Raw genomic sequence first — 21946 nt, 5'->3', positions numbered from 1 at the left:
TCAGAGCCGGAATTCTCAGGCTATATCGAGCACGATCTTCCCGATATTTCGCCCCTCTTCCATGCGCTCATGGGCACGCCAGGCATCCTTCAGGGAAAAGATCATGTCCATGACCGGCGCAACGCGGCGCTGGGCCAAAAGCGGCCAGACCTTGGCCTCCAGCTCGCGTGCAAGGCCTGCCTTGAACTCGACCGGGCGAGCACGCAAGGTCGATCCGGTATGGGTCAAACGCTTGGTCATCAGCAGCGCGAAATTGGCTGTTGCCTTGGCGCCATTCAAAAAGGCGATCTGCACGATGCGGCCATCTTCGGCGGCAACCTTATAATTACGGTCGACATAATCGCCGCCCACCATGTCGAGAATGACATCGGCGCCCTTGCCACCGGTCGCTTCCTTGACGGCGGTGACGAAATCCTCATCCCGATAGTTGATTGCCCGGTCTGCGCCAAGTTTCAAACAGGCGTCGCATTTGTCCTTTGAACCGGCGGTCACAATGACCTTTGCCCCAAACGCCTTGCCCAACTGGATGGCGGTCGTACCGATACCCGACGAACCACCGTGAATAAGCAGGGTCTCGCCTTCCTTCAGCCCACCGCGTTGAAAAACATTGTGCCAGACGGTGAAGAAGGTTTCCGGGATGGCGGCGGCCTCGATATAGCCATAGCCGGAAGGCAGCGGCAGTGCGTTGGTTTCATGCACCACGGCATATTCGGCATAGCCGCCGCCGGGCAACAGCGCCACGACCTGATCGCCTTTTTTGAAGCGCTTCACACCCGTACCGAGAGCGACGATATCGCCTGCGATTTCCAGTCCCGGAATATCGGATGCGCCGGGCGGCGGCGCATAGCTTCCCTGGCGTTGCAGCACGTCCGGGCGATTAACGCCCGCAGCCCGCACGCGCACCAGCACCTGCCCCTCTCCCGGCTCCGGCATGGACCGCTGAACGGGGCGCAGCATATGCGCGCCACCCGGTTCAGAAATCTCGATTGCAGTCATCCGGGAAGGTAAATCGGCCATCATCTTCAACTCCTGTTCGAACGCAGCCGGAATCTTGTGCACCTTGCAAAGCTTCGCACCGTCGCAGAAATGCCTCACATAGCGTCTGATCTGGTGCCTATCTGGGACACACGCAATTCCGTTAGAGAAATCGTAATCGATTTTCCCAAATATATATGCGAAGATTCAAGGTGTTAAATCTTTTCTCGGTGACTAAGCCATCATTGACCACGGAGGAAGGCCATGAGCGGTTTCGAAGAAGATGCGATAAAGCCACGCGACAGCGCGGTGCTCAGCGAAGATGAACTGTCGCTGCTTTCGGTCGCGGAGATCGATCAGCGCATTGTCTTGTTGCAATCGGAAATCGAGCGACTGAAAACCCAGAGACTGAAAAAAGGCGACAGCCGTGCTGCGGCCGAAGCCCTGTTTCGCTAGAATGGAAGCCTCCGGGCTTTGCCGGTTCGATAAGCTCTGACAGAGCTGAAGCGGCTTCAATCCGATCACACATATTGAAGCCGCCTCAACCAGACCACACCCCTTGATGCCCATCGATAGCCGCATAAGGCGGCTTCAGCCAGTTTCCGGGCATTCATCTACGGGGCAATCACATAGGAATGTCGTTGTGCGCGTTTACATTCAGGTCCTGTCCCTTCTCTGTGGTACAGCCTTTCTCCTGATGGCATCGGGTCTACACGGGTTGCTCCTGCCCTTGCGTGGTGGCGCCGAAGGCTTTTCGGTCGCATCGCTCGGCATGCTGGGCACCACCTGGGCAGGCGGCTTCGTGGCAGGTTGCCTCTTTGCCCCGCGCCTTGTGCGCCGTGTCGGCCATGTGCGCGCCTTCGGCTGTTTCGCAGCATCGGCGGCTGTCATTGCGCTTCTTTCCGGCATCTTCGTAGACGCAACCATATGGGTCATCCTGCGCGCCTTCACCGGCTTCTCAATGGCGGGCGCCTTCATGGTCATCGAAAGCTGGCTCAACGAACGCGCCACCAATGAATCACGCGGCAAGATTTTCGGCCTCTATATGATGGTCAATTACGGGGCCACCATGTCCGGCCAGATGCTGGTTGCAGGCGGCGATGTGCACTCCGACCACCTGTTTATGATCTGCGGCATTCTCTTCTGTCTGGCGCTCATTCCGACCGCCATTTCCACAGCCGTCAGCCCAAGACCGCTCACCGAAGTCCAGCTCGACCTCAAGGCGCTTTACCGCAATTCACCCGCCGCCTTCGTCGGCTGCATATTGATCGGCATCGCCAATGGCGCATGGGGCACGCTCGGCGCTGTCTTTGGCGCGAAATCCGGCATATCGACCACCGAAATCGCTCTCATGGTCAGCGTGACCATCGCTGCGGGCGCTTTGATGCAGATCCCCATCGGACGTATTTCCGATCTGGTGGATCGCCGTTTTGTGCTGGCAGGCGTCGCAGCGCTGGCCGCCTTCGTCGGCCTGATCGCATTTCTCGTCGGACCATCAAGCGGGCCAGTCATCATCGTCATGACAGGCTGCTACGGCGCGCTTGCCTATGCGCTCTATCCCGTTGCCGTTGCTCACGCCAACGACCATGCAACGGCGGAGAGCTTTGTGAAGGTTTCCAGCGGCCTGCTGCTGCTTTACGGCTTCGGCACCATGCTCGGGCCGCTTCTGGCCGCTGCCGCGATGGATATTTTCTGGCCATCCGGGCTCTTTGCCATCACCATGCTCGCGCATATTTCCATTACCGGATACGCGCTGTTCCGCTCGCGCCAGCGTGCTGCTGTGCCGAAAGAAGAAAAAGATCAGTTTAAAAGCATGCCTTCCGAACGTGGTGCAACACCGGAAGCGATGAACCTCGATCCGAGAGCTGAAGCAGAAAGCTGATGTGACAGGTTAGGTCGCCAAAGCATGTCTCCCGAAAGTGGGAACTGGTTTCGGGATAAAGACATGCGGAAAAACAAAAGCTTAAAGCGCGTCGTGTAAATACGATTGAACGCGACATGTTCTAGAAGCGCGAAAGCACCGAAAATACGCTAATAAAATATATGAATCAAAATGTTTGGCGGCTGAGGCACAGCCGCCAACTCCAGCCCCAGATACAGCCATCAAAAGCCCGACCGCCATTCGACCGTTCTGGCCGAGATGCTTAACGCGATATCAGGGCAGCAACACCCGGCTTTCACCGGTCTGTTCCGCGTCTGATATGAAATGGCTTGAAGCGCCTTTTGCGGCTTTCCCTGTCTGCGCGCCCGGCGGGCGCTAGCGTCAGTGACGCGTTACCTGAGATCTAAGCTTCTCAATCTGGTCCTTCAGCATAAGCTTCTTGCGCTTGAGAGACGCGACGTGAAGATCATCCATTGCCGGTGACGCCAAAGCATCGGAAATTTCCTGCTCCAGAGCGCCGTGCTTCTTTTCAAGCGTGGCAAGATGGGACTCGATAGCCATCATCAGTTCTCCTTGGTTGATTTCCACACAATAATGGAACAGCCAGACCAACCTCCGTGGCAGGTGCTGTTGCTCCATTTGCTTAACTACATGAACGCCCGGCACACCTCCTGTTTATCCGGGCCAGACACACAGTCCCGGCTGTCAGGGACGCGGTTTTGATTTGTCGCCTTCGACAGCCGCTATCCATGACAGAACCATGACAGTTTGGCATGAGTTTGGTGCAAAGTCGATTTTGTCGTGGTAGCATTTTCCAATCGCGAAAAATGTGATAAGGGCTTGCCCGAAACGGGCTTGTGACGTGCCTTGACCAAGGTTCGACGCAGCCCGTAAAACTATTCAACAGAATGGGGTTCCGCATGTCCGATCAGGAACAGGCCGAGATCAGGTTGGCCGTCGCACGTCTGAAACAGGAACACGCGGATTTCGATGCAGCCATCAATGCGATGATAGCTGTCGGCTGCGACCAGTTGCGCGTCCAGCGCATGAAGAAGAAAAAACTCGCAATCAAGGACAAGCTTCAGGAAATGGAAGATCAGGTCATTCCTGACATCATTGCCTGATTGCGTCTCATATTGAAAACAAAGCCGGGGTTCGCCCGGCTTTATCATTTTTATCCACGCAACATCTCATCCGCGAACGCATGAAACAGAGCAGGACAGATCAATGAGCGTTACAGCCGACGTCGCCATTATCATGGGCAGCCAATCTGATTGGGAAACCATGCGCCATGCCGCAGACACGCTGGAGGCGCTGGGTATCGGCTTCGACGCCCGTATCGTTTCCGCTCACCGCACGCCGGACCGGCTGGTCGCCTTCGCCAAGGGCGCGAAAGCTGAAGGCTTCAAGGTCGTGATCGCCGGTGCAGGCGGCGCGGCGCATCTTCCCGGCATGACCGCCGCCATGACGCCCCTGCCGGTCTTCGGCGTGCCGGTCCAGTCGAAGACGATGTCGGGACAGGACTCGCTCCTGTCCATCGTGCAGATGCCCGCAGGCATTCCCGTCGGCACGCTGGCCATTGGACGCGCCGGCGCCGTCAATGCCGCCCTGCTCGCAGCCGCCGTGCTGGCGCTCCACGACGATGCCCTTGCCGCACGTCTCGATGAGTGGCGCAGCGCCCAGACCGAGAGCGTGGCTGAACGTCCTACCAACGAGGTCTGATATGGAAAAATCCGCACTTCAATCCGGAGCAACGATCGGGATCATCGGCGGCGGACAGCTGGGCCGCATGCTCGCCATGGCCGCCGCACGCCTCGGCTTCCAGACGGTCATTCTCGAACCGCAGGCAGATTGCCCGGCGGCGCAGGTTGCAAACCGCCAAATCGTCGCCGCCTATGACGATCCAAAAGCACTGGCCGAACTCGCCGCTGCTTCCGACGTCATTACCTATGAATTCGAAAACGTGCCGGTCAGCGCCGCCGACAAGCTCGCCGAGACCGCAATTGTGCTTCCGCCGCCGGCAGCGCTTGAAATTTCGCAGGATCGCTTCAACGAAAAGCAGTTCCTTAACGAAAGCGGCATTGAAACCGCGCCATGGCGTTTGGTCGACGATGAGGAAACGCTGATCGCAGCGCTCGGTGCGCTTGGCGAACGCGGCATCCTGAAAACCCGCCGCCTCGGCTATGACGGCAAGGGACAGGTACGCCTGACATCGCTGGACGAAACCGCGGCCCATGCCGCACTCGTCGCCATCAACAATGCCCCGGCCATCCTCGAAGGTTTTGTCGATTTCGAACGTGAAGTCTCTGTCATTGCCGCCCGTGACCGCAGCGGCAATGTCGCCATCTATGACATTGCCGAAAACGTGCACAAGGACGGCATTCTTTCGACATCGACCGTTCCTGCCCACATCACCGCACAGACGGCTGACGCAGCGCGGAAGGCCGCAGAGAAGCTCTTGCACGCACTCGATTATGTCGGCGTTCTGGGGCTTGAATTCTTCGTCTTGAAGGATGGCTCGCTGCTCGCCAATGAATTTGCACCGCGCGTGCACAATTCCGGCCACTGGACGGAAGCCGCCTGCGCAATCTCGCAGTTTGAACAGCATATCCGTGCGGTTGCCGGACTGCCGCTCGGCAATACGGACAGGCATTCCGATTGCGTGATGGAAAACCTGATCGGTAATGATGTCGACAAGGTGCCAGCGATTCTCTTGGAACCCAATGCCGTGCTGCATCTCTACGGCAAAAAGGAAGCCCGCGAAGGCCGGAAAATGGGCCATGTGACCCATATCAAGCCCCGCGCGAGCTAAGCTTTGTCGGGAATCTTGACGATTCCCGATAACTCCGCCGTCTGCGACAAGATTTTCGGCCCCTCACCCGTGAATCTGCCGCGCAGGAGTTGACATTTACCCGAAACCTTGTGTATTTCGGCCAACCCTTCAGGCACATATACCGTGTCTGTAATCAATTGGCGCCTTGGGCGCTGTTTTTATGAAGCCCGGCGGCGTGTTCATGTCGATGGGCCAACCAGACCGGTGATTGACATGAAGATCAAGAACTCGCTTAAAGCGCTTAAGGGCCGTCATCGCGACTGCCAGCTGGTCCGCCGCAAGGGCCGCGTTTACATCATCAATAAGACTGCTCCGCGCTACAAGGCTCGTCAGGGCTAATCTTATTTTTGATTTTGCATTTGACGTTCCGCCGTGCATAGGGAAATCTATGCATATGCGGAACGTTTTTGCATGTCTGAAGATTTTTGCGACGGTTGCCGCATTCGGTGCGGCGACATTGGTTGTCGATGGCGCACGCGCCGAGATGACGCCTGATAAGGCACCTCTGAATTCCCCGCTGATCGCTCCGCTCACGCCCGTGCAAATTGGCGCAGACAGCGAGCAGAAGCCAGATTCGACGCAGCCAGCCCCTGCCAAAGCTGCCGAGCCCCAGACGCCGGAAGAACGGCTCGACAAGCTGTTCGCCGAATTGCGCAAAACGACAGACGAAGCCAAGGCACGACGCATTGCTTCGCAGATCAATACGCTCTGGTCACAATCCGGCAGCGCCACGATTGACCTTCTGGTGCAATGGGCGAATGCTGCCCTGCTCGAACGTCGCTATACGTCGGCACTCGATTTCCTGAATGAGGCCATCGCTCTCAATCCGGATTATGCTGAAGCATGGAATCGCCGCGCGACCGTCTATTTCCTGCAAAAAGACTATGCCCACGCCATGTACGACATCAATCGTACGCTTGAGCTGGAGCCGCGCCATTACGGCGCCCTGACGGGCATGGCGGCCATTCTGCGCGCCCGTGGCCTTAAGGAGCAGGCGATGAAGGCTTATGAGCAGGCGCTGATCGTTTATCCGATGATGCGCGATGCCCAGAAGAGCTTCAACGACCTTGCCGACGAGCTGGCCGACACCCGCACCTGACACTACAGCTGCATTCTTCGTGATGCCGGTCTGCAACGAGCGATTTCCTGTGCTCCGGTGCTCACGTACGTAGAAGTACGCTCCGCTCCGGTACTCGAAAATCACTCGTTTCGCCACGGCCTGACGAATTTGCAACTGTAGTACTGATCTGCAAACAGAACTATCCCACAAAGCAAAACGCGCCCCGAAAGGAGCGCGTTTTTCTGACTTTTGCGGATGAGCACCCGAAACTGGATGAGATTCGGGATGATGGTGTGCCGAAAATGGTGGGGCTTTGAGACCCGGAGCGGAATGTACTTAACGTACATGAGCACCGGAAGCTCAAAGACGCGCCATTTGCAGGCCACCAGAGCCCGAATATCGGCAGTTTAGACGCCGGACTTTCCGTCCGCGCCTATATAGGCGATGCGCAGCATGTTGGTCGCGCCTGGCGTACCGAAGGGCACACCGGCGGTGATGATGATGCGCGAACCGGCCTTGCCAAATTCTTCTTCGAAGACGATCTGGCAGGCGTGGTCGACCATGTCTTCCAGATCATGCGCATCGGCGGTCACGACGCAATGCAGGCCCCAGACGAGCGAAAGCTTGCGGGCGGTATCAACGACCGGCGACAGCGCGATGATCGGCGTGCGTGGACGCTCGCGAGCGGCACGCAGACCGGTTGTGCCGGAAGCCGTGTAGGTCACGATGGCCGACAGCTTCAGCGTTTCGGCGATCTGGCGGGCTGCGAGCGAAATCGCATCGGCACCGGTTGGCTCAGGTGCTGCACGCTGCGCATCGATGATGGTCGAATAGGTCTGTTCCTGCTCAACCTGCTCGGCAATGCGGTTCATGGTGGCGACCGCTTCGACCGGATACTGGCCCGATGCGGATTCAGCAGAAAGCATGATGGCATCCGCGCCTTCGAACACAGCCGTTGCAACGTCCGACACTTCGGCGCGGGTTGGCACCGGCGCGGTGATCATGGATTCGAGCATCTGCGTGGCCACCACGACCGGCTTGCCAGCGCGGCGGGCACGACGGGTGATCTGCTTTTGAATGCCGGGAACGCTTTCAAGCGGCATTTCCACGCCGAGATCGCCACGGGCAACCATCAGCGCGTCGGAAAGCTCGATAATCTCATCAAGACGCGTGACAGCCTGCGGCTTTTCGATCTTCGACATGATACCGACCTTACCGCGCGAAACCTTGCGCACTTCGGCCAGATCTTCGGGACGCTGAATGAAGGACAGCGCAACCCAGTCGATTTCTTCCTTCAGCACGGCATCAAGGTCCTTGCGGTCCTTTTCGGTCAGAGCGCCGACACCCAGCGTGGTGTCCGGCAGGCTGACGCCCTTGCGGTCGGAAATGCGGGTGCCGGAAATGACCTTGCAGCGGATGGACTTGCCGTCGGTGGCTTCCGCGACCAGATGCAGCTTGCCGTCATCGATCAGCAGGCGGTGGCCCGGCTCGACCGCTTCCAGAATTTCCGGATGCGGGAGGAAAACGCGGGTTTCGTCGCCAGGCGCTTCGTTATTGTCGAGCGTGAAGGTCTGGCCGGGAACGAGATCGACCTTTCCGTCCTTGAACTTGCCGACGCGCAGCTTCGGGCCCTGAAGGTCGGCGAGAATGCCGATCGGGCGGCCAATGGCCTTTTCCACATTGCGGATGCGCTTCACGAGGGTGCGCATCAGGTCATGGTCGGCATGGCTCATATTGATGCGGAAAACATCGGCACCGGCTTCAAAGAGCTTGCGGATGACGGCTTCCTCGCCAGACGCCGGACCCAGCGTTGCGAGAATCTTGACCTTGCGGTTGCGCTTCATTGACTATTCGTTCCTGTAACAGTGGGGGTTTCCGGCGGTGTTTCGTCTGCAAGCTGAACCATCCAGCTCGACTGTTCCCCGGTATCATATTCCTGGAAGCCATTGCGCTGGAAGCCGCGCGCAAAGCAATCCTGTACGCCTGAAATGCGGAATTCCTTTTCCGCGACGCACATATTCACATTACCCTGCCAGCGACCGTCGCCCTGGGCGTCCTCGGCATAAAGGTAATAATAGCGCGAAGTCAGCGGGCCTTCGATCAGCGTTTTGCAGGTCGAGCCTTCGATATGCCACCAGCCTTCCGTTACCCAGCCGGTCTTGGCCCGGTAACCGATGGCGACGCCAACAAGATTCTGCGTCGAATTACATACGCGGAAATCGGCACGCGCCTCCACAGATGTCATGCCGAGTGCGCCAAGCAACACAGCGGAAAATACAGCTAGGAAGTGTGGAAGTCGCATCCGCCGAACCCCTTCAGCCCGCAATCGCTTTTGTTTCACGTCTGGAAATCCCATTTCGGTCGCTCTCTTTTCGGCAGTTTCGCCGGTGATGTCAACGCAGTCCCAGCGAGAAGAAAGAACATGACGAAAGAATGATCGTTGCAATCCCGGCTTTCTCATGACAGAGCTGAAACAGCTTCCCGCGCCCGATGAAAATCAATCCCGAATTGTTCCTGGGAATTCAATCCGTGTCGTTCGCCAAACCGTCAGTCACTTCGTTCTCGCCTGTTTACAGGGTTGAAGGCGATTTTCGCCTCGGCCTGCTTCTGACCGCCGACCATGCACGGCGCGACGTGCCTGCCGAATACGGTAGTTTGGGTCTGGAAGAAAGCGAATTCGACCGTCATATCGCTTATGACATCGGTGTCGAAGCCCTGACGCGGGAACTGGCTGCCCGACTGGGAGCGCCAGCGGTGCTGGGCGGTTTCTCCCGCCTGCTGATCGATCCCAATCGCGGTGAGGACGACCCGACGCTCATCATGCAGCTCTCGGATGGCGCGGTTATCACCGGCAATTATCCGATGTCGGCCGGCGAGCGGGAAGACCGGCTGACCCGTTTCTATCGTCCCTATCATGATGCTGTGACAGAAATGAGCGCCCGCGTCGCAAGTGAAAGCGGCCATGCGCCTTTCATCGTCTCGATCCATTCATTCACCCCACGCTGGAAGGACAAGGCCCGCCCCTGGCATATCGGCCTGCTCTGGGACAAGGACGACCGCGCCACCGTCCCGCTTCTCTCGCTGCTGCGCGCCGAACCGGGCTTGGTGGTTGGTGACAACGAGCCTTATGACGGCGCACTGCGCAACGATGCCATGTATCGCCACGCCACGGCCAAGGGCTTTGCCCATGTGCTGATCGAAGTGCGGCAGGACCTGATTGCCGACGCGGCCGGAGCGATGGAATGGGCGGAACGGCTTGCTCCGATGCTACAGCAGATCAACAGGCTCGAAGGCATTCACGAGGTCCGACACTTCGGCTCGCGCACCGGCGCAGTGGCGTAAGCCGCCGCTTTTCCACAGTGTTCCACAGGGTTTGACCCTATAAATCGTGCCGGGCATCGAAAAGGCTCTTAATTTTGCCCGCGACTCGCGGGAAAACCGGTCCAGAGTTTCAGACATGCGAAATCGTGCATCTGCGCCATTCGCATCCATCAAAAATGAGAATTGGAGAAACCGCGTGAGCGACGACATTACCAGCGAAGCCCAAACCATTGCCGTCGGCCAGTTGCGTGCCTTTATTGAGCGCATCGAGCGCCTCGAAGAAGAAAAAAAGACCATCGCAGACGATATCAAGGAAGTTTACGCTGAATTGAAGGGTTCAGGGTTTGACAGCAAGGTCGTGAGGACCATTATTCGTCTGCGTAAAAAAGAAGACCATGAACGTCAGGAAGAAGAAGCGATGCTCCAGCTCTATATGGACGCGCTTGGCATGGGCTGACCGAAAGCTCTTCCCGGAGCTTTTACCCCTTCTTCCTGAAATCGGAACCCGGCGGATCAAGCCTGATTCGTATTCAGAGGAAGGGGATTGGGTCCATGGAGTTTAAGAAGCTCGGACGTACCGAACTAAAAGTCTCGCCGCTCTGCTTCGGCGGCAACGTATTTGGATGGACGGTCGATGAAGCGACTTCGTTTTCGCTGCTCGACCGTTTTGTCGATGCAGGCCTGAATTTCATCGACACGGCGGATGTCTACTCCGCCTGGGCCAACGGCAATGTCGGTGGCGAATCCGAAACCATCATCGGCAACTGGCTGAAATCCCGGGGCCTGCGCGACAAGGTGGTTATCGCGACCAAGGTGGGCTCGGAAATGGGGCCTAACGAAAAAGGCCTTTCTCCCGCTTATATCCGCAAAGCCGTCGACGCCTCTCTCAAGCGGCTGCAAACCGACTATATCGACCTCTATCAGTCGCATTGGGATGATCCCGAAACACCGTTCGAAGACACGCTCGGCACCTATAAAGAGCTGATCGACGCCGGGAAAGTGCGCGTCATCGGCGCTTCCAACCTGACGCCGGAACGCCTGACGGAAGCGCTGGACGTTGCGAAGAAACACAACCTCCCGCGCTACGAAACCTTGCAGCCGCTCTATAATCTTTATGACCGGTCGGGTTTTGAGGACGGGCTGGAAGCAATCTGCCGCGACAACGAGATTGGCGTCATCCCCTATTACGCATTGGCTGCGGGCTTCCTGACCGGCAAATACCGGTCTGCCGATGATCTTGGCCAGAGCGCTCGCGGCAAGTCGGTTGAGAAATATCTGACGGATCGCGGTTCGCGGATCATTGCCGCACTGGACGAAGTGGCCCGCAATGTCGACGCTACGCAGGCACAGGTGGCTATCGCCTGGCTGATCGCCCACCCGTCGATCACCGCCCCGATTGCCAGCGCCACACGCCTGACCCAATTGGGAGAGCTGATCACTGCCGCCGAGCTGAAGTTGCGTGACAGCGATATTGCTCTGCTCAACAAGGCAAGCGCCTAAATCTACAGAAACCCGCCGAGATATCGGCGGGTTCGTTTATCCCTCAATCTCTTCCCGCAGCATTTCGAGTTCCAGCCATTCTTCTTCCATGGCGGCGTTCTCGGTGCGCTTCTTTTCCAGAAGATCGGCAGTCTTGGCAAAAAGCGTCGGGTCCTTGGCATAGAGCTGCGGATCGGCAAGCTTGCCTTCAAGGACAGTGATTTCCTTGCCCAGAGCATCCATCTTGCCCGGCAGTGTTTCCAGCGCAAATTTCTGCTTGAAGGAGAGCTTGCGCTTTTCCTCACGCTTTGGCTGCGAAGCCTCCTCGCTGCTATCGCCGCCCTTATCGCCAGCGCGGGCATTCGCCATCTTCACGTTGCGACGTTCCAGCGCCTGTTCCTTGCGCTGCGCCATCATGTCGGCATAGCCGCCCGCATATTCCAGCCAACGCCCGTCACCTTCCGGCGCGATCACAGACGTCACCGTGCGGTCGAGAAAATCGCGATCATGGCTGACCAGAATAACCGTGCCCGGAAAACCTGCGACCAGTTCCTGCAACAGATCCAGCGTTTCCATGTCGAGATCGTTGGTCGGCTCGTCGAGGATCAGGAGATTGGCGGGGCGAGCCAGCACGCGGGCCAGCATCAGACGCGCCCTTTCGCCACCGGAAAGCTCGCGGATCGGCGTGCGCGCCTGTTCCGGCTGGAACAGAAAGTCCTTCATATAGGAAACAACATGGCGCTGCTCGCCATTGATGACGAGGTTTTCCCCGCGCCCGTCGGTCAGATAATGCGACAGCGTCTCATCCAGATTGAGGCTGTCACGCTTTTGATCAAGCTCGGCCATTTCCAGATTGACGCCCAGCCGAAGCGTGCCGGAATCCGGCGCCAGCTTGTCGGTCAGGAGCGAGAGCAGTGTGGTTTTTCCCGCACCGTTCGGGCCGACCAGACCGATCCGGTCGCCACGCTGCACGCGCGTGGAGAAATCCTTGACCAGAACACGGTCGCCATAGGCTTTGTTCAGCAACTTGGCTTCGATCACCAGTTTGCCGGATTCCTTGGAATCGCTGGCCGTCAAAACCGCCGACCCTTGCGCCTTTCGGTGATTGCGGAAATCCGCGCGCATGGAATGCAATTCGCCGAGGCGGCGCATGTTGCGCTTGCGGCGCGCCGTCACGCCATAGCGCAGCCAATGCTCCTCGCGGGCAATCTGGCGGCCAAGCTTGTGATGATCGCGCTCTTCCTCTTCCAGAACCTTGTCGCGCCATTCCTCGAAATGGCCGAAACCCTGCTCCAGACGGCGTGTGATACCACGGTCGAGCCAGACAGTCGCGCGGCTGACATTTTCAAGAAAGCGACGGTCATGCGAGATCAGCACGATGGCCGAACGGATCTGGCGCAATTCGCCTTCCAGCCATTCGATGGTTGTCAGATCGAGATGGTTGGTCGGCTCGTCGAGCAAAAGCACATCGGGCTGCGGCGCGATCACACGCGCCAGCGCCGCACGGCGCGCTTCACCGCCCGAAAGATGATCCGGATTTTCGTCGCCGGTGAGGCCCAGATGCTCCAGAAGATAGGTCACGCGATGCGGATCGTCGGTCGGTCCCAGCCCGGCTTCGACATAGGCGCGCACGCTGGCAAAGCCGTCCATGTCCGGCACCTGCGGCAGATAGCGAACCGTCGCGCCCGGATGCTTGAACACTTCGCCTGAGGTCGGCTCGACCATGCCTGCGGCGATCTTCAAAAGCGTGGATTTGCCAGAACCATTGCGCCCGACCAGCGCGATGCGGTCGCCCTCGCTCACCGAAAGGCTCGCATCCTCCAGAAGCGGCGTACCGCCGAAGGTGAGCTTGATCTGGTCTAGGCGAAGGAGCGGTGGTGCCATGGTGTCTTCTGAGGCTTTCTGGGCGGTTCTCGGGATGTGCTTTGAAATTCCGCCCTGCTTGTCCGCGACAAAAGCCGTTCTGTCAAATGGATCGATAGGAAAGAGGCACGAAAAACAAACAGGCCGGGTTTCCCCGGCCTGTCCGCGATACGATTTTAAGCTTCAAGCTTACTGGCAGCGTGCTTCGTAGACGCGGCCGTAGTTGTCGCGATAGCGGCAGTACTGCACGCCATTACGCGTCTGGGCAGCGCCAACCAACGTACCGGCAACAGCACCGATAGCAGCACCCGTGAGAGCGCCACGGCCGTTACCGCCGATTGCACCACCGGCGAGAGCACCGATTGCTGCACCGCCAACACCGTAACCAGCCGTGCGCTGTTCGTTGGTCGTGCATGCTGCTGTCGACAATGCGAGCACCCCGGCAACCGCAATCATGGAAAGACGTGACTTCATCAAACAATCTCCTGTCAAAGTTGACACTTCAGGTGCCGATTTTGCGTCCCCAATTTCGGCGCTAACTAATAACCCGCTTACCGCATTTGAAATACGTTTCGCTGTCGAGCGTCAAGCCTTTTCAATCGGTAAGGTTAGCGACACGCCGTCAGCATGCTCCGAATTTAAGTTTGCAACAAGTATCGCTAAGCCAGAACGCACAGTAATGCGAAGTGTTCCACGCACTATATTGGAAACTGTCCACGAAGAACCAAAAGGAAGGGTCACGTTGTCTAACGGCCACTCCGCATTTGTGATTGAAAGCCCCTCTACAGAGGCGAAACTAATGACGCTGAACAGCGTGCCTTCTGGGAAATCATAGGCAAATACACCGGATGTCACCGGCCAGGCTTCTTCCACACCGCTGGACAGGAGGACATTCCGCCCCTTGTTGGCCTGCGCCGTCGCCATTGTGAGATGCAGCAGCGTGTGGTCGGTGCGCTGCCCGCCGAAAGCACCGCACAAAATGGCGCGTGTCGCGCCACGGGCAAAAGCTTCCTCGAAAGCCAGTTCGCCGTCTGTCATGTCCTTGGCGCGCGGAAATGTCTTTTGCGGCACATGGGCATATTGATCGAGCAGGTCTTGCGGCGTGGAATCAAAATCACCGAGCCACAGTTCCGGCTCGACGCCCAGAGCGGCTGCATGACGAATACCACCATCGGCGGCCAGAATGCGCGCGCCGGCTATCTGCTGACGCAGCCGTTCGGTTACGACGAGGTCGCCGCCAAGAAGGATGACGAATGTGCTCATAAGCCGCTCTTATCATGGGCAAATCCCAGCAGGAAGTCCGCTCTGTCCCAGTTTGTATCGCTTTTGCCTCTCTTGCCCTTCATGGCCTGACATATTAATGTCGCAACGCTCTAACGGGGTGCCATTTGTTCCCATGAATGGCTGAGAGGTTTTTCAAAAAACCAACCCGCTGAACCTGATCCGGTTTGCACCGGCGGAGGGATTAGATGCTGCTCTGCGGCACGATCCCGAAAAGTAGCAGCTTTTCGGTTATTGTTGTGCTCCAGACCCCAAGCGGCGCTAAATCCTTTTAACTTTATGAAAGGACGTGCCGTTATGCGGCTGTTATCTTTGCTGGCCTTCTCTTTCGCGGCAGCCGTTAGTCTGGCCCCTGCGGCACAGGCCAAAGACAAGCTCACCATCTATACCTATGACAGTTTCATTTCCGAATGGGGTCCCGGCCCCAAAGTGAAGGAAAACTTCGAGAAGGAATGCGACTGCGAGATCAACTGGGTCGCTTCCGCCGATGGCGTGGCTCTGCTCAACCGGCTGAAGCTTGAAGGCGGCAACACCAAGGCCGATATCGTGCTTGGCCTCGACACCAACCTGACCACGGAAGCGCGCGCCACTGGCTTCTTCGCGCCAAGCGGCATTGATCTTGGCAATGTCAGCGTGCCGGGTGACTTCAAGGACGACATTTTCGTGCCCTATGACTATGGCTATTTCGCCATGGTCTATGATTCGGAAAAGCTGCCCAATCCGCCCAAGAGCCTGAAGGAACTGGTCGAAGGCGACCCGTCGCAGAAGATCGTGCTTCAGGATCCGCGCACCTCGACACCCGGTCTTGGTTTGCTGCTTTGGATGAAAGCCGTCTATGGCGATCAGGCAGGCGATGCCTGGCAGAAATTGCAGAAGCGCATTCTCACCGTCACGCCGGGCTGGTCGGAAGCCTATGGCCTCTTCACCAAGGGTGAAGCGCCGATGGTACTCTCCTATACCAGTTCGCCCGCCTATCATGTCATTGCGGAGAAGACGGATCGCTACAAGGCGCTGGCCTATCCGGAAGGCAATTACCTCCAGATTGAGCTTGCCGCCCAAACGACGACCGGCGCCAAGAACCCGCTGGCGCAGAAATTCCTGTCTTTCATGACCGGCCCGGGCTTTCAGGATGTAATTCCGGAAACCAACTGGATGTTCCCGGCAGGCAAGACATCAACACCGCTTCCCGCCGTTTTCGATGCTTTGCCGAAACCGGAAAAGACCTTGCTCATTCCATCCGACGAGGTTGCGAAGAACCGCAAGGCCTGGGTCGATGAATGGCTGGCAGCTACCAGCAAATGATCGGCACTCCAGCAGGCAAAAACACCAGCTCCACCCCCGCGATGAAACCCGTCGCGGGGGCTTTGGCGCTGGCCTTCCTTGCCGTGCTTGCCGGTGGCGCGCTTGTCGCTCTTGCCTTTGAAGCCAGCGGCGGCTTCGATGCCGCCGCAAATTTCGATGCCTATCTCTGGCGAACCGCCCGTTTCACCATCGCACAGGCTATCGCGTCGAGCCTGCTTTCGGTCGCCTTTGCGATCCCCGTTGCGCGCGCCTTGCATTCGGAAGCGCATTTTCCCGGGCGGGGTTTCATTCTGCGGCTGTTCGCCCTGCCGCTCGCGCTGCCTGCTCTTGTGGCCGTGCTGGGCGTTACCAGCATTTACGGTCGAAACGGCCTCATCGCCCATATGTCGAATGCCGCGGGCCATTCGTTCCAGCCGGATATCTATGGCATTACGGGCATTTTGATCGCGCATGTGTTCTTCAACATGCCGTTGGCAGTGCGGCTCATCCTCGCCACCTATGAATCGATACCCGCCGACTATTGGAAACTCGCGGCCCAGCTTGGCATGGGCAACCGCGCCCGTTTCCGGCTGATCGAATGGCCGGTTATCCGCCGCAGCCTGCCCGGCATGGCGGGGCTCATCTTCATGTTGTGCGTGACGAGCTTCACCACCGTGCTGACGCTCGGCGGCGGTCCACGAGCGACAACGCTGGAAGTGGCGATCTATCAAAGCCTGCATTTCGATTTCGACCCGGCGCGCGCGGTGGCGCTCACCGTCACCCAGCTCGGGCTGACCCTGCTGATCCTGCTCGCCCTGCGCCTGACCGGACGTCCTTCCGAAGAAGGTTTTACCCACACGGCAACACCACGCCGCTACGGCAGGCCGCAGCGTGGCGAACGCCTGTTCAACATCATCGCCATTCTCATCGGCTTTCTTTATGTCGCCCTGCCGATTACAGGCGTGGTCGTATCAGGTCTTGCCGCCGAACTCACGCGCCTGCTTAGCGAAAAGACGGTCTGGCGCGCCATCGGCACCAGCCTGGCGCTCGGCTTTTCAGCGGCAACGCTCTCGGTGCTTCTCTCGCTGGCGCTCGTTTCGGCCCGGGAAGCGGTAAAAAACAACAAAATAGCCAGCCTGTTCGATACGGGCGCGAGCCTGATACTCGTCATGCCGCCCGTCGTAATCGGCGCGGGATGGTTCATCCTGCTGCGCCATTTCACCAATCCTTTCGCCATCGCACCGGTGATGGTGGTCACGGTCAACGCAGCCATGGCCATGCCTTTCGCAGTCCGGCTGTTGCGCCCGGCCTGGGACACGGCAGCCGCACGCCACAATAGGCTCTGTGCCCAGCTCGGCATTCATGGCCTCAACCGGCTGCGGCTCATTGACTGGCCGTCGATCCGCAGACCCTTTGGCATGGCCTTCGCCTTTGCCATGGCGCTTTCCATTGGCGACCTTGGCACAATCGCGCTGTTCGGCAGCGATGCGCTTCTAACCCTGCCCTATCTTCTCTTGCAGCGCATGGGCAGTTACCGCACATTCGATGCTGCTGGTCTCGCGTTTATTCTGGGGCTTCTCTGCCTCGGTCTGATGATGCTTGCCGACCGCGCCGCCACATCCCGGAAAGAGAATTCCGCCTCATGACTGCATCCGCCGACATCCGCCTGACCGACGTGCGCTTCAGCTATGGCGAAACCGCAATGCGCTTCGATCTGACTATTGCGGGCGGCGCCATCGCTGCCATTGTCGGCCCAAGCGGCTCGGGCAAGTCCACGCTCCTGAACCTCATTGCCGGTTTCGAGACGCCTTCATCTGGCACCATTGCCATCGGCGGCGCTGATGTAACCCGCCTGCCGCCGCCGGAACGGCCGGTTTCGATGGTGTTTCAGGAAAACAATCTGTTTGCCCATTTGACCGTGGCGCAAAATGTCGGCCTCGGTCGCGCGCCCAACCTGAAACTGACGGATAGCGACCGCGCCGCCATTGCCGACGCGCTGACCCGTGTTGGCCTCAAGGACAAGGAACAGCGCAAGCCCGAAGCCCTGTCCGGCGGTGAACGCCAGCGGGTGGCGATTGCCCGCGCGCTTGTTCGCGAACGCCCGGTGCTGTTGCTAGATGAAGCCTTCGCCTCGCTTGGACCCGCATTGCGGCATCAGATGCTTGATCTCGTCAATGAACTGCGCCGTGAAACCGGCATGAGCGTGTTGATGGTCACCCATACACCGGAAGATGCGCTCTATCTCGATGCGCAATTGCTGTTTATCGAAAACGGTGAGGTCGTGGCGCAGGGACAGGCGAAGGACCTTTTGTCGGAGACTGGACCTGAAGCGCTCCGGCGCTATATCGGTGATAAAAGACGATAGAGCGGCTTCTGTTGTGATGTAATCGTTGAAACCGCTCTATCTTTTTTTACGCCGCATTGTCCGACGCAAAACCGCTTCGCACTTTTGCTGGAAATGCTCTAATCTCAAATAGAGTTACGGTAACGGACATATTTTGTTCGCAATCCACCGGAAGAACCGTATTCAACTTTACTGGGCCGCTTGTACGTCTGCTGGTCTGTGACTAGATTTGCGGACGACCTGATGATGTATGAATCGCGAGGATAAAATACTGTTCCGTCACAAGACCCTTTTCCGGGCCTCCCTGTGTCTTCCAGTCTCCCTGCCAGAACGGACGCAGCGCAATTGGCGGAAAACAGCCGTGGGTTTTGGCTTGTTTGCTGTCGCCCTGATTTCCGGGTGCCAGTCGATCAATTCCAGCAAGGATCTCGGCTTGCAGCCATCGGATAATCCGGTGACGGTTGATAATGTGACGCGCAACGACAAGCTGGCGCAGATCGGTGCGCAGCAGCATCCGCGCATTCTCGCCACCTATGGCGGCGAATACAAGGATCAGCGGCTGGAGCGCATGGTCGCGAAGATCGTGGGCAAGCTCACGACCGTTTCCGACAAGCCGGATCAGACCTACCGCATCACCATCCTCGATTCGCCCAACATCAACGCCTTCGCCCTGCCCGGCGGCTATCTCTATGTGACGCGCGGCCTGCTTGCGCTCGCCAATGATTCCTCGGAAGTCGCAGCGGTGATCGCCCATGAAATGGGCCACGTCGTCGCCAATCACGGCATTCTGCGGCAGGAAAAAGAAGCAGAAACAGAAATCGCCGGTCGTGTGGCCAGCGAAGTGTTGCACAACGAATCCGCCAGCCGTGAAGCGCTTATTCGCGGCAAGCTGCGCCTTGCCCAGTTCTCGCGCAATCAGGAACTGCAAGCCGACGCTATCGGCATCAAGATGATCGGCGAAGCGGGTTATGACCCATTCGCCTCAGCGCGTTTCCTGCAATCGATGGAGGCCTATACCGGTTTCCGTTCGGTGTCGGGTGCGACCGATGCCAGCCTCGACTTCCTCGCCAGCCACCCCGCCACCCCGCAACGCATCGAACTGGCGCTGGGCCATGCCCGCCGCATTGGCGCGCCGGGTGTGGGCACAACCGACCGCGATTCCTTCCTCGATGGCATTGACGGGCTGCTCTATGGCGACTCGCCCACTGAAGGCTATATTCGCGAGCAGACCTTCATTCATCCGAAACTCGGCGTGACGTTCCGCGCGCCCGAAGGCTTCACTATCGACAATTCCGCTACCGCCGTCATGGCGAGCGGTCCCGGTGAAGTGGCAATCCGTTTCGACGGCGCTTCCCTGCCATCCGGTTCCAGCCTTACCGATTATATCAAGTCGGGCTGGGTGACGGGTCTGGACGAAAGCTCCATTCAGGCAACCACCATCAACGGATTGCCTGCCGCAACCGCGCGCGCTGCTGCCGACCGCTGGCAGTTCGACATCGTGGTGATTGGCGCAAACGGCAAGGTCTATCGCTTCCTGACTGCGGCACCGAAAGGCAGCAACGCTCTGCTGCCCGCCTCGCAGACCGTAACGCAGTCCTTCCGCCTTCTCACGCCCGCCGAACAGAACGCCATCAAGCCACTGCGCATCCGCGTTGTGACGGTGAAGCCGGGCGACACCATGGCAAGCCTGTCGTCACGTGTTCAGGGGACGACACGCAAGCTTGAACTGTTCCGCCTGCTCAACGCCATGCCAGCCGGAGCCACTGTCTCGGTCGGTGACCGCGTGAAGATAATCAGTGAATAATATGGAAACCCGTATCGACGCATTGCTTGCAGGCCAGATCGCTCCACTCGGTCCACGTAATGCGCCGAGCGCGATCGACAAGCGCCCTGTTACCGGCAAGGCCCGCGTGACTTTGGTCGGTCTCGATTGCGATGAGCAAGGCGACCGCAAGGTGCATGGCGGGCCAGAGAAGGCGCTGCATCACTATCCTTACGATCACTACGCTGTCTGGCGCAAGGACATTGGCGACAATCATCGGCTTGGTGCGGCGGGTGCTTTCGGCGAAAACATTTCTACCACCGGTCTCGATGAGCACAATGTCGCTGTCGGCGACCGTTTCCGCTTCGGCACGGCGCTGATCGAAGTTTCGCAAGGGCGTCAGCCGTGCTGGAAGCTCAATGCACGCTTCGAGACGCCCGATATGGCAATCCGTGTCCAGAAGACCGGAAGAACCGGCTGGTATTATCGCGTACTGGAAGAAGGTGAAGCGCAGACCGGCGACAGTATGGTGCTTGTTGACCGTCTTTCGCCCGAATGGTCGCTGCACCGCGTCTGGCATCTGCTTTATGTCGATATGCTCAATTACGACGAGCTGGCACTTATGGCCACAATTCCGCATCTGGCGGATGGCTGGAAGCGCTATGCCATTCGTCGTCTGGAAAACCGTAAGGTTGAGGATTGGTCAAACCGCCTCGAAGGCGACAAGTCCTGATTGCCAAAAAGAAAGGGCGGTCCGACCGCCCTTTTCTTGTGCTGCCCAAGTGTTGTGAATGTCTGGCCGTCAGGCCTGATAAGCTGCCAGTTCGTGCTGGCTGAGCAGCGCGATCTTGAGCTTTTCCAGCGCACGGCTTTCGATCTGTCGTACACGTTCCTTCGAAATACCGAGCTTTTCGCCAAGCGCTTCCAGTGTCACGCCATCATCGTCCAGACGGCGTTCACGGATGATGTGCAATTCGCGCTCGTTGAGCGAGTGCAGCGCAACATGCAGCCACTGGTTCCGGCGTTCCATATCGATGGAGCTTTCGGCGACTTCATCCTGAAGCGGATGATCGTCGACAAGAAAATCCATGCGCCGCGACGCCCCGGATTCATCATTGTTGACCGGCGCAGACAAGGAGCTGTCGGGGCCGGACAGGCGACTGTCCATGAACTCCACATCGGTGGCCGAAACGCCCAGCTGATCTGAAATCTCGCGATAGATTTCCGCCTTGCTCATGGTGTCGTCGGCCTGAGCCAGCTTGGAACGCAGACGACGGAGATTGAAGAATAAAGCTTTCTGGGCAGAGCTTGTACCACCGCGAACGATGGACCAGTTGCGAAGAATATAGTCCTGCATGGATGCGCGGATCCACCAGGATGCATAGGTCGAGAAACGGACCTCACGTTCCGGGTCGAAACGGGCGGCTGCTTCCAGAAGGCCGACATAGCCCTCCTGAATGAGATCATTCATCGGCAGCTTGAACTTGCGAAAACGCCCGGCCATGGAAATCACAAGGCGCATATGCGCCGAGGTGATGCGATGCAGGGCATCCTGGTCTTTCAACTCTTTCCAGCGAATGGCGAGGTCCCGCTCCTCTTCGCGCTCCAGATAGGGAGCCGACATTGCGCTGCGGATCATGGATTGGGAAGACGAGGCTGGCGTTGGGAGATTACGCGCAGCCGGAGGCATGCGATGTGCGGGAACTGCGGAAGAACTGCTTATTGATGACGGCTTCATCTGGTTCTCCTGTTCTGAACTGACACCCTTCTGGACGCCAGGCTGAAGGATATGCCAGTTACGCGAAGAACAATTGAACACTAACAAAAGTCGTTCAGAACGCCCTCTTTGGACAGTCTTGAGGCAC

The 21946-nt window shown here is 58.2% G+C and carries 23 protein-coding genes and 1 riboswitch; of the genes, 15 read left to right on the top strand and 8 right to left on the bottom strand.

All coding sequences use genetic code 11. From position 1 onward, the window contains the following. Positions 1-15 precede the first annotated feature (15 nt). Entirely contained in the window at positions 16-1020 is a 1005-nt protein-coding gene (locus tag ACTJKP_RS06355) for an NAD(P)H-quinone oxidoreductase (RefSeq protein WP_440630056.1), read from the bottom strand. 219 nt (positions 1021-1239) lie between these two features. Between ACTJKP_RS06355 and ACTJKP_RS06350 the strand changes: the two genes are divergently transcribed. Beyond that, a complete protein-coding gene (locus ACTJKP_RS06350; RefSeq protein ID WP_078339509.1) occupies positions 1240-1431 on the top strand; it encodes a DUF1192 domain-containing protein in 192 nt (63 codons plus the stop codon). A 187-nt stretch (positions 1432-1618) separates the two neighbouring features. After that, positions 1619-2857, top strand: coding sequence for an MFS transporter (locus ACTJKP_RS06345; protein ID WP_078339510.1), 1239 nt, complete (start codon positions 1619-1621; stop codon positions 2855-2857). Between the two features lie 381 nt (positions 2858-3238). Here the strand turns inward: ACTJKP_RS06345 and ACTJKP_RS06340 are convergent, their stop codons facing one another. Then, on the bottom strand, positions 3239-3421 hold the full coding sequence (locus ACTJKP_RS06340) for a YdcH family protein (RefSeq protein ID WP_171058804.1): 183 nt from the start codon (positions 3419-3421) through the stop codon (positions 3239-3241). A 356-nt stretch (positions 3422-3777) separates the two neighbouring features. Between ACTJKP_RS06340 and ACTJKP_RS06335 the strand changes: the two genes are divergently transcribed. The 5 genes from ACTJKP_RS06335 (at position 3778) to ACTJKP_RS06315 (ending at position 6789) form a co-directional block, all read left to right on the top strand. Then, the gene (locus tag ACTJKP_RS06335) at positions 3778-3981 is read left to right on the top strand and encodes a YdcH family protein (RefSeq protein WP_078339590.1); all 204 of its coding nucleotides are present in this window, start codon (positions 3778-3780) and stop codon (positions 3979-3981) included. A gap of 103 nt (positions 3982-4084) precedes the next feature. Next, positions 4085-4579 carry a 5-(carboxyamino)imidazole ribonucleotide mutase gene (gene purE, locus ACTJKP_RS06330; protein ID WP_078339511.1) on the top strand — a complete coding sequence of 165 codons (495 nt, stop codon included), beginning with the start codon at positions 4085-4087 and terminating at the stop codon, positions 4577-4579. 1 nt (position 4580) lies between these two features. Then, positions 4581-5669, top strand: coding sequence for a 5-(carboxyamino)imidazole ribonucleotide synthase (locus tag ACTJKP_RS06325; RefSeq protein ID WP_440630055.1), 1089 nt, complete (start codon positions 4581-4583; stop codon positions 5667-5669). A 234-nt stretch (positions 5670-5903) separates the two neighbouring features. Next, positions 5904-6029, top strand: coding sequence for a type B 50S ribosomal protein L36 (gene ykgO, locus ACTJKP_RS06320; RefSeq protein ID WP_010661422.1), 126 nt, complete (start codon positions 5904-5906; stop codon positions 6027-6029). Between the two features lie 37 nt (positions 6030-6066). Further along, complete coding sequence (locus tag ACTJKP_RS06315) at positions 6067-6789, top strand: tetratricopeptide repeat protein (RefSeq protein WP_440630140.1); 723 nt, start codon at positions 6067-6069, stop codon at positions 6787-6789. A 368-nt stretch (positions 6790-7157) separates the two neighbouring features. On the opposite strand, the gene pyk is transcribed toward ACTJKP_RS06315, so the two are convergent. Both pyk and ACTJKP_RS06305 read right to left on the bottom strand, forming a co-directional pair. Continuing rightward, a complete protein-coding gene (gene pyk, locus ACTJKP_RS06310; protein ID WP_078339514.1) occupies positions 7158-8594 on the bottom strand; it encodes a pyruvate kinase in 1437 nt (478 codons plus the stop codon). Next, a complete protein-coding gene (locus ACTJKP_RS06305) occupies positions 8591-9052 on the bottom strand; it encodes a DUF1036 domain-containing protein (RefSeq protein ID WP_078339515.1) in 462 nt (153 codons plus the stop codon). Before ACTJKP_RS06305 ends, pyk begins: the two co-directional genes overlap by 4 nt. Positions 9053-9240: 188 nt before the next feature. Between ACTJKP_RS06305 and ACTJKP_RS06300 the strand changes: the two genes are divergently transcribed. The 3 genes from ACTJKP_RS06300 (at position 9241) to ACTJKP_RS06290 (ending at position 11571) form a co-directional block, all read left to right on the top strand. Further along, positions 9241-10092 carry an N-formylglutamate amidohydrolase gene (locus ACTJKP_RS06300; RefSeq protein ID WP_078339516.1) on the top strand — a complete coding sequence of 284 codons (852 nt, stop codon included), beginning with the start codon at positions 9241-9243 and terminating at the stop codon, positions 10090-10092. 175 nt (positions 10093-10267) lie between these two features. Further along, the gene (locus ACTJKP_RS06295; protein ID WP_061348000.1) at positions 10268-10528 is read left to right on the top strand and encodes a DUF2312 domain-containing protein; all 261 of its coding nucleotides are present in this window, start codon (positions 10268-10270) and stop codon (positions 10526-10528) included. Positions 10529-10623: 95 nt separating this feature from the next. Further along, positions 10624-11571, top strand: a complete 948-nt coding sequence (locus ACTJKP_RS06290; RefSeq protein WP_440630054.1) for an aldo/keto reductase — start codon at positions 10624-10626, stop codon at positions 11569-11571. A 36-nt stretch (positions 11572-11607) separates the two neighbouring features. On the opposite strand, the gene ACTJKP_RS06285 is transcribed toward ACTJKP_RS06290, so the two are convergent. The 3 genes from ACTJKP_RS06285 to ACTJKP_RS06275 form a co-directional block, all read right to left on the bottom strand. Further along, a complete protein-coding gene (locus ACTJKP_RS06285) occupies positions 11608-13434 on the bottom strand; it encodes an ABC-F family ATP-binding cassette domain-containing protein (protein ID WP_440630053.1) in 1827 nt (608 codons plus the stop codon). A gap of 168 nt (positions 13435-13602) precedes the next feature. Beyond that, positions 13603-13887, bottom strand: coding sequence for a glycine zipper domain-containing protein (locus ACTJKP_RS06280; protein WP_078339519.1), 285 nt, complete (start codon positions 13885-13887; stop codon positions 13603-13605). Between the two features lie 111 nt (positions 13888-13998). After that, on the bottom strand, positions 13999-14676 hold the full coding sequence (locus tag ACTJKP_RS06275) for a thiamine diphosphokinase (RefSeq protein ID WP_440630052.1): 678 nt from the start codon (positions 14674-14676) through the stop codon (positions 13999-14001). Positions 14677-14780: 104 nt separating this feature from the next. Then, positions 14781-14895: riboswitch (TPP riboswitch) on the top strand. Positions 14896-14991: 96 nt separating this feature from the next. Here ACTJKP_RS06275 and thiB point away from each other — a divergent pair. The 5 genes from thiB (at position 14992) to ACTJKP_RS06250 (ending at position 20814) form a co-directional block, all read left to right on the top strand. Continuing rightward, positions 14992-15996: a thiamine ABC transporter substrate binding subunit gene (thiB, locus tag ACTJKP_RS06270; protein WP_440630051.1), complete on the top strand. Its 1005-nt coding sequence runs from the start codon at positions 14992-14994 to the stop codon at positions 15994-15996. Beyond that, on the top strand, positions 15993-17621 hold the full coding sequence (thiP, locus tag ACTJKP_RS06265) for a thiamine/thiamine pyrophosphate ABC transporter permease ThiP (RefSeq protein ID WP_440630139.1): 1629 nt from the start codon (positions 15993-15995) through the stop codon (positions 17619-17621). Before thiB ends, thiP begins: the two co-directional genes overlap by 4 nt. After that, positions 17618-18340: a thiamine ABC transporter ATP-binding protein gene (thiQ, locus tag ACTJKP_RS06260; RefSeq protein WP_440630050.1), complete on the top strand. Its 723-nt coding sequence runs from the start codon at positions 17618-17620 to the stop codon at positions 18338-18340. The genes thiP and thiQ overlap by 4 nt, the downstream gene beginning before the upstream one ends. Positions 18341-18641: 301 nt before the next feature. Next, positions 18642-20123 (top strand): cell division protease CdlP, encoded by a 1482-nt coding sequence (gene cdlP / locus ACTJKP_RS06255; protein ID WP_113534762.1) that lies wholly within the window; start codon positions 18642-18644, stop codon positions 20121-20123. Between the two features lies 1 nt (position 20124). Further along, entirely contained in the window at positions 20125-20814 is a 690-nt protein-coding gene (locus ACTJKP_RS06250; protein WP_440630138.1) for an MOSC domain-containing protein, read from the top strand. Positions 20815-20883: 69 nt separating this feature from the next. Here ACTJKP_RS06250 and ACTJKP_RS06245 read toward each other — a convergent pair whose 3' ends face one another. Beyond that, positions 20884-21819 (bottom strand): RNA polymerase factor sigma-32, encoded by a 936-nt coding sequence (locus tag ACTJKP_RS06245; RefSeq protein WP_440630049.1) that lies wholly within the window; start codon positions 21817-21819, stop codon positions 20884-20886. Positions 21820-21946 lie beyond the last annotated feature (127 nt).

Source organism: Brucella sp. 22210 (genome assembly GCF_052045675.1).
Taxonomy (GTDB): Bacteria; Pseudomonadota; Alphaproteobacteria; order Rhizobiales; family Rhizobiaceae; genus Brucella.
The sequence above is the reverse complement of the archived record's forward strand: the minus strand, read 5'-3'. Positions and strand labels throughout refer to the sequence as shown.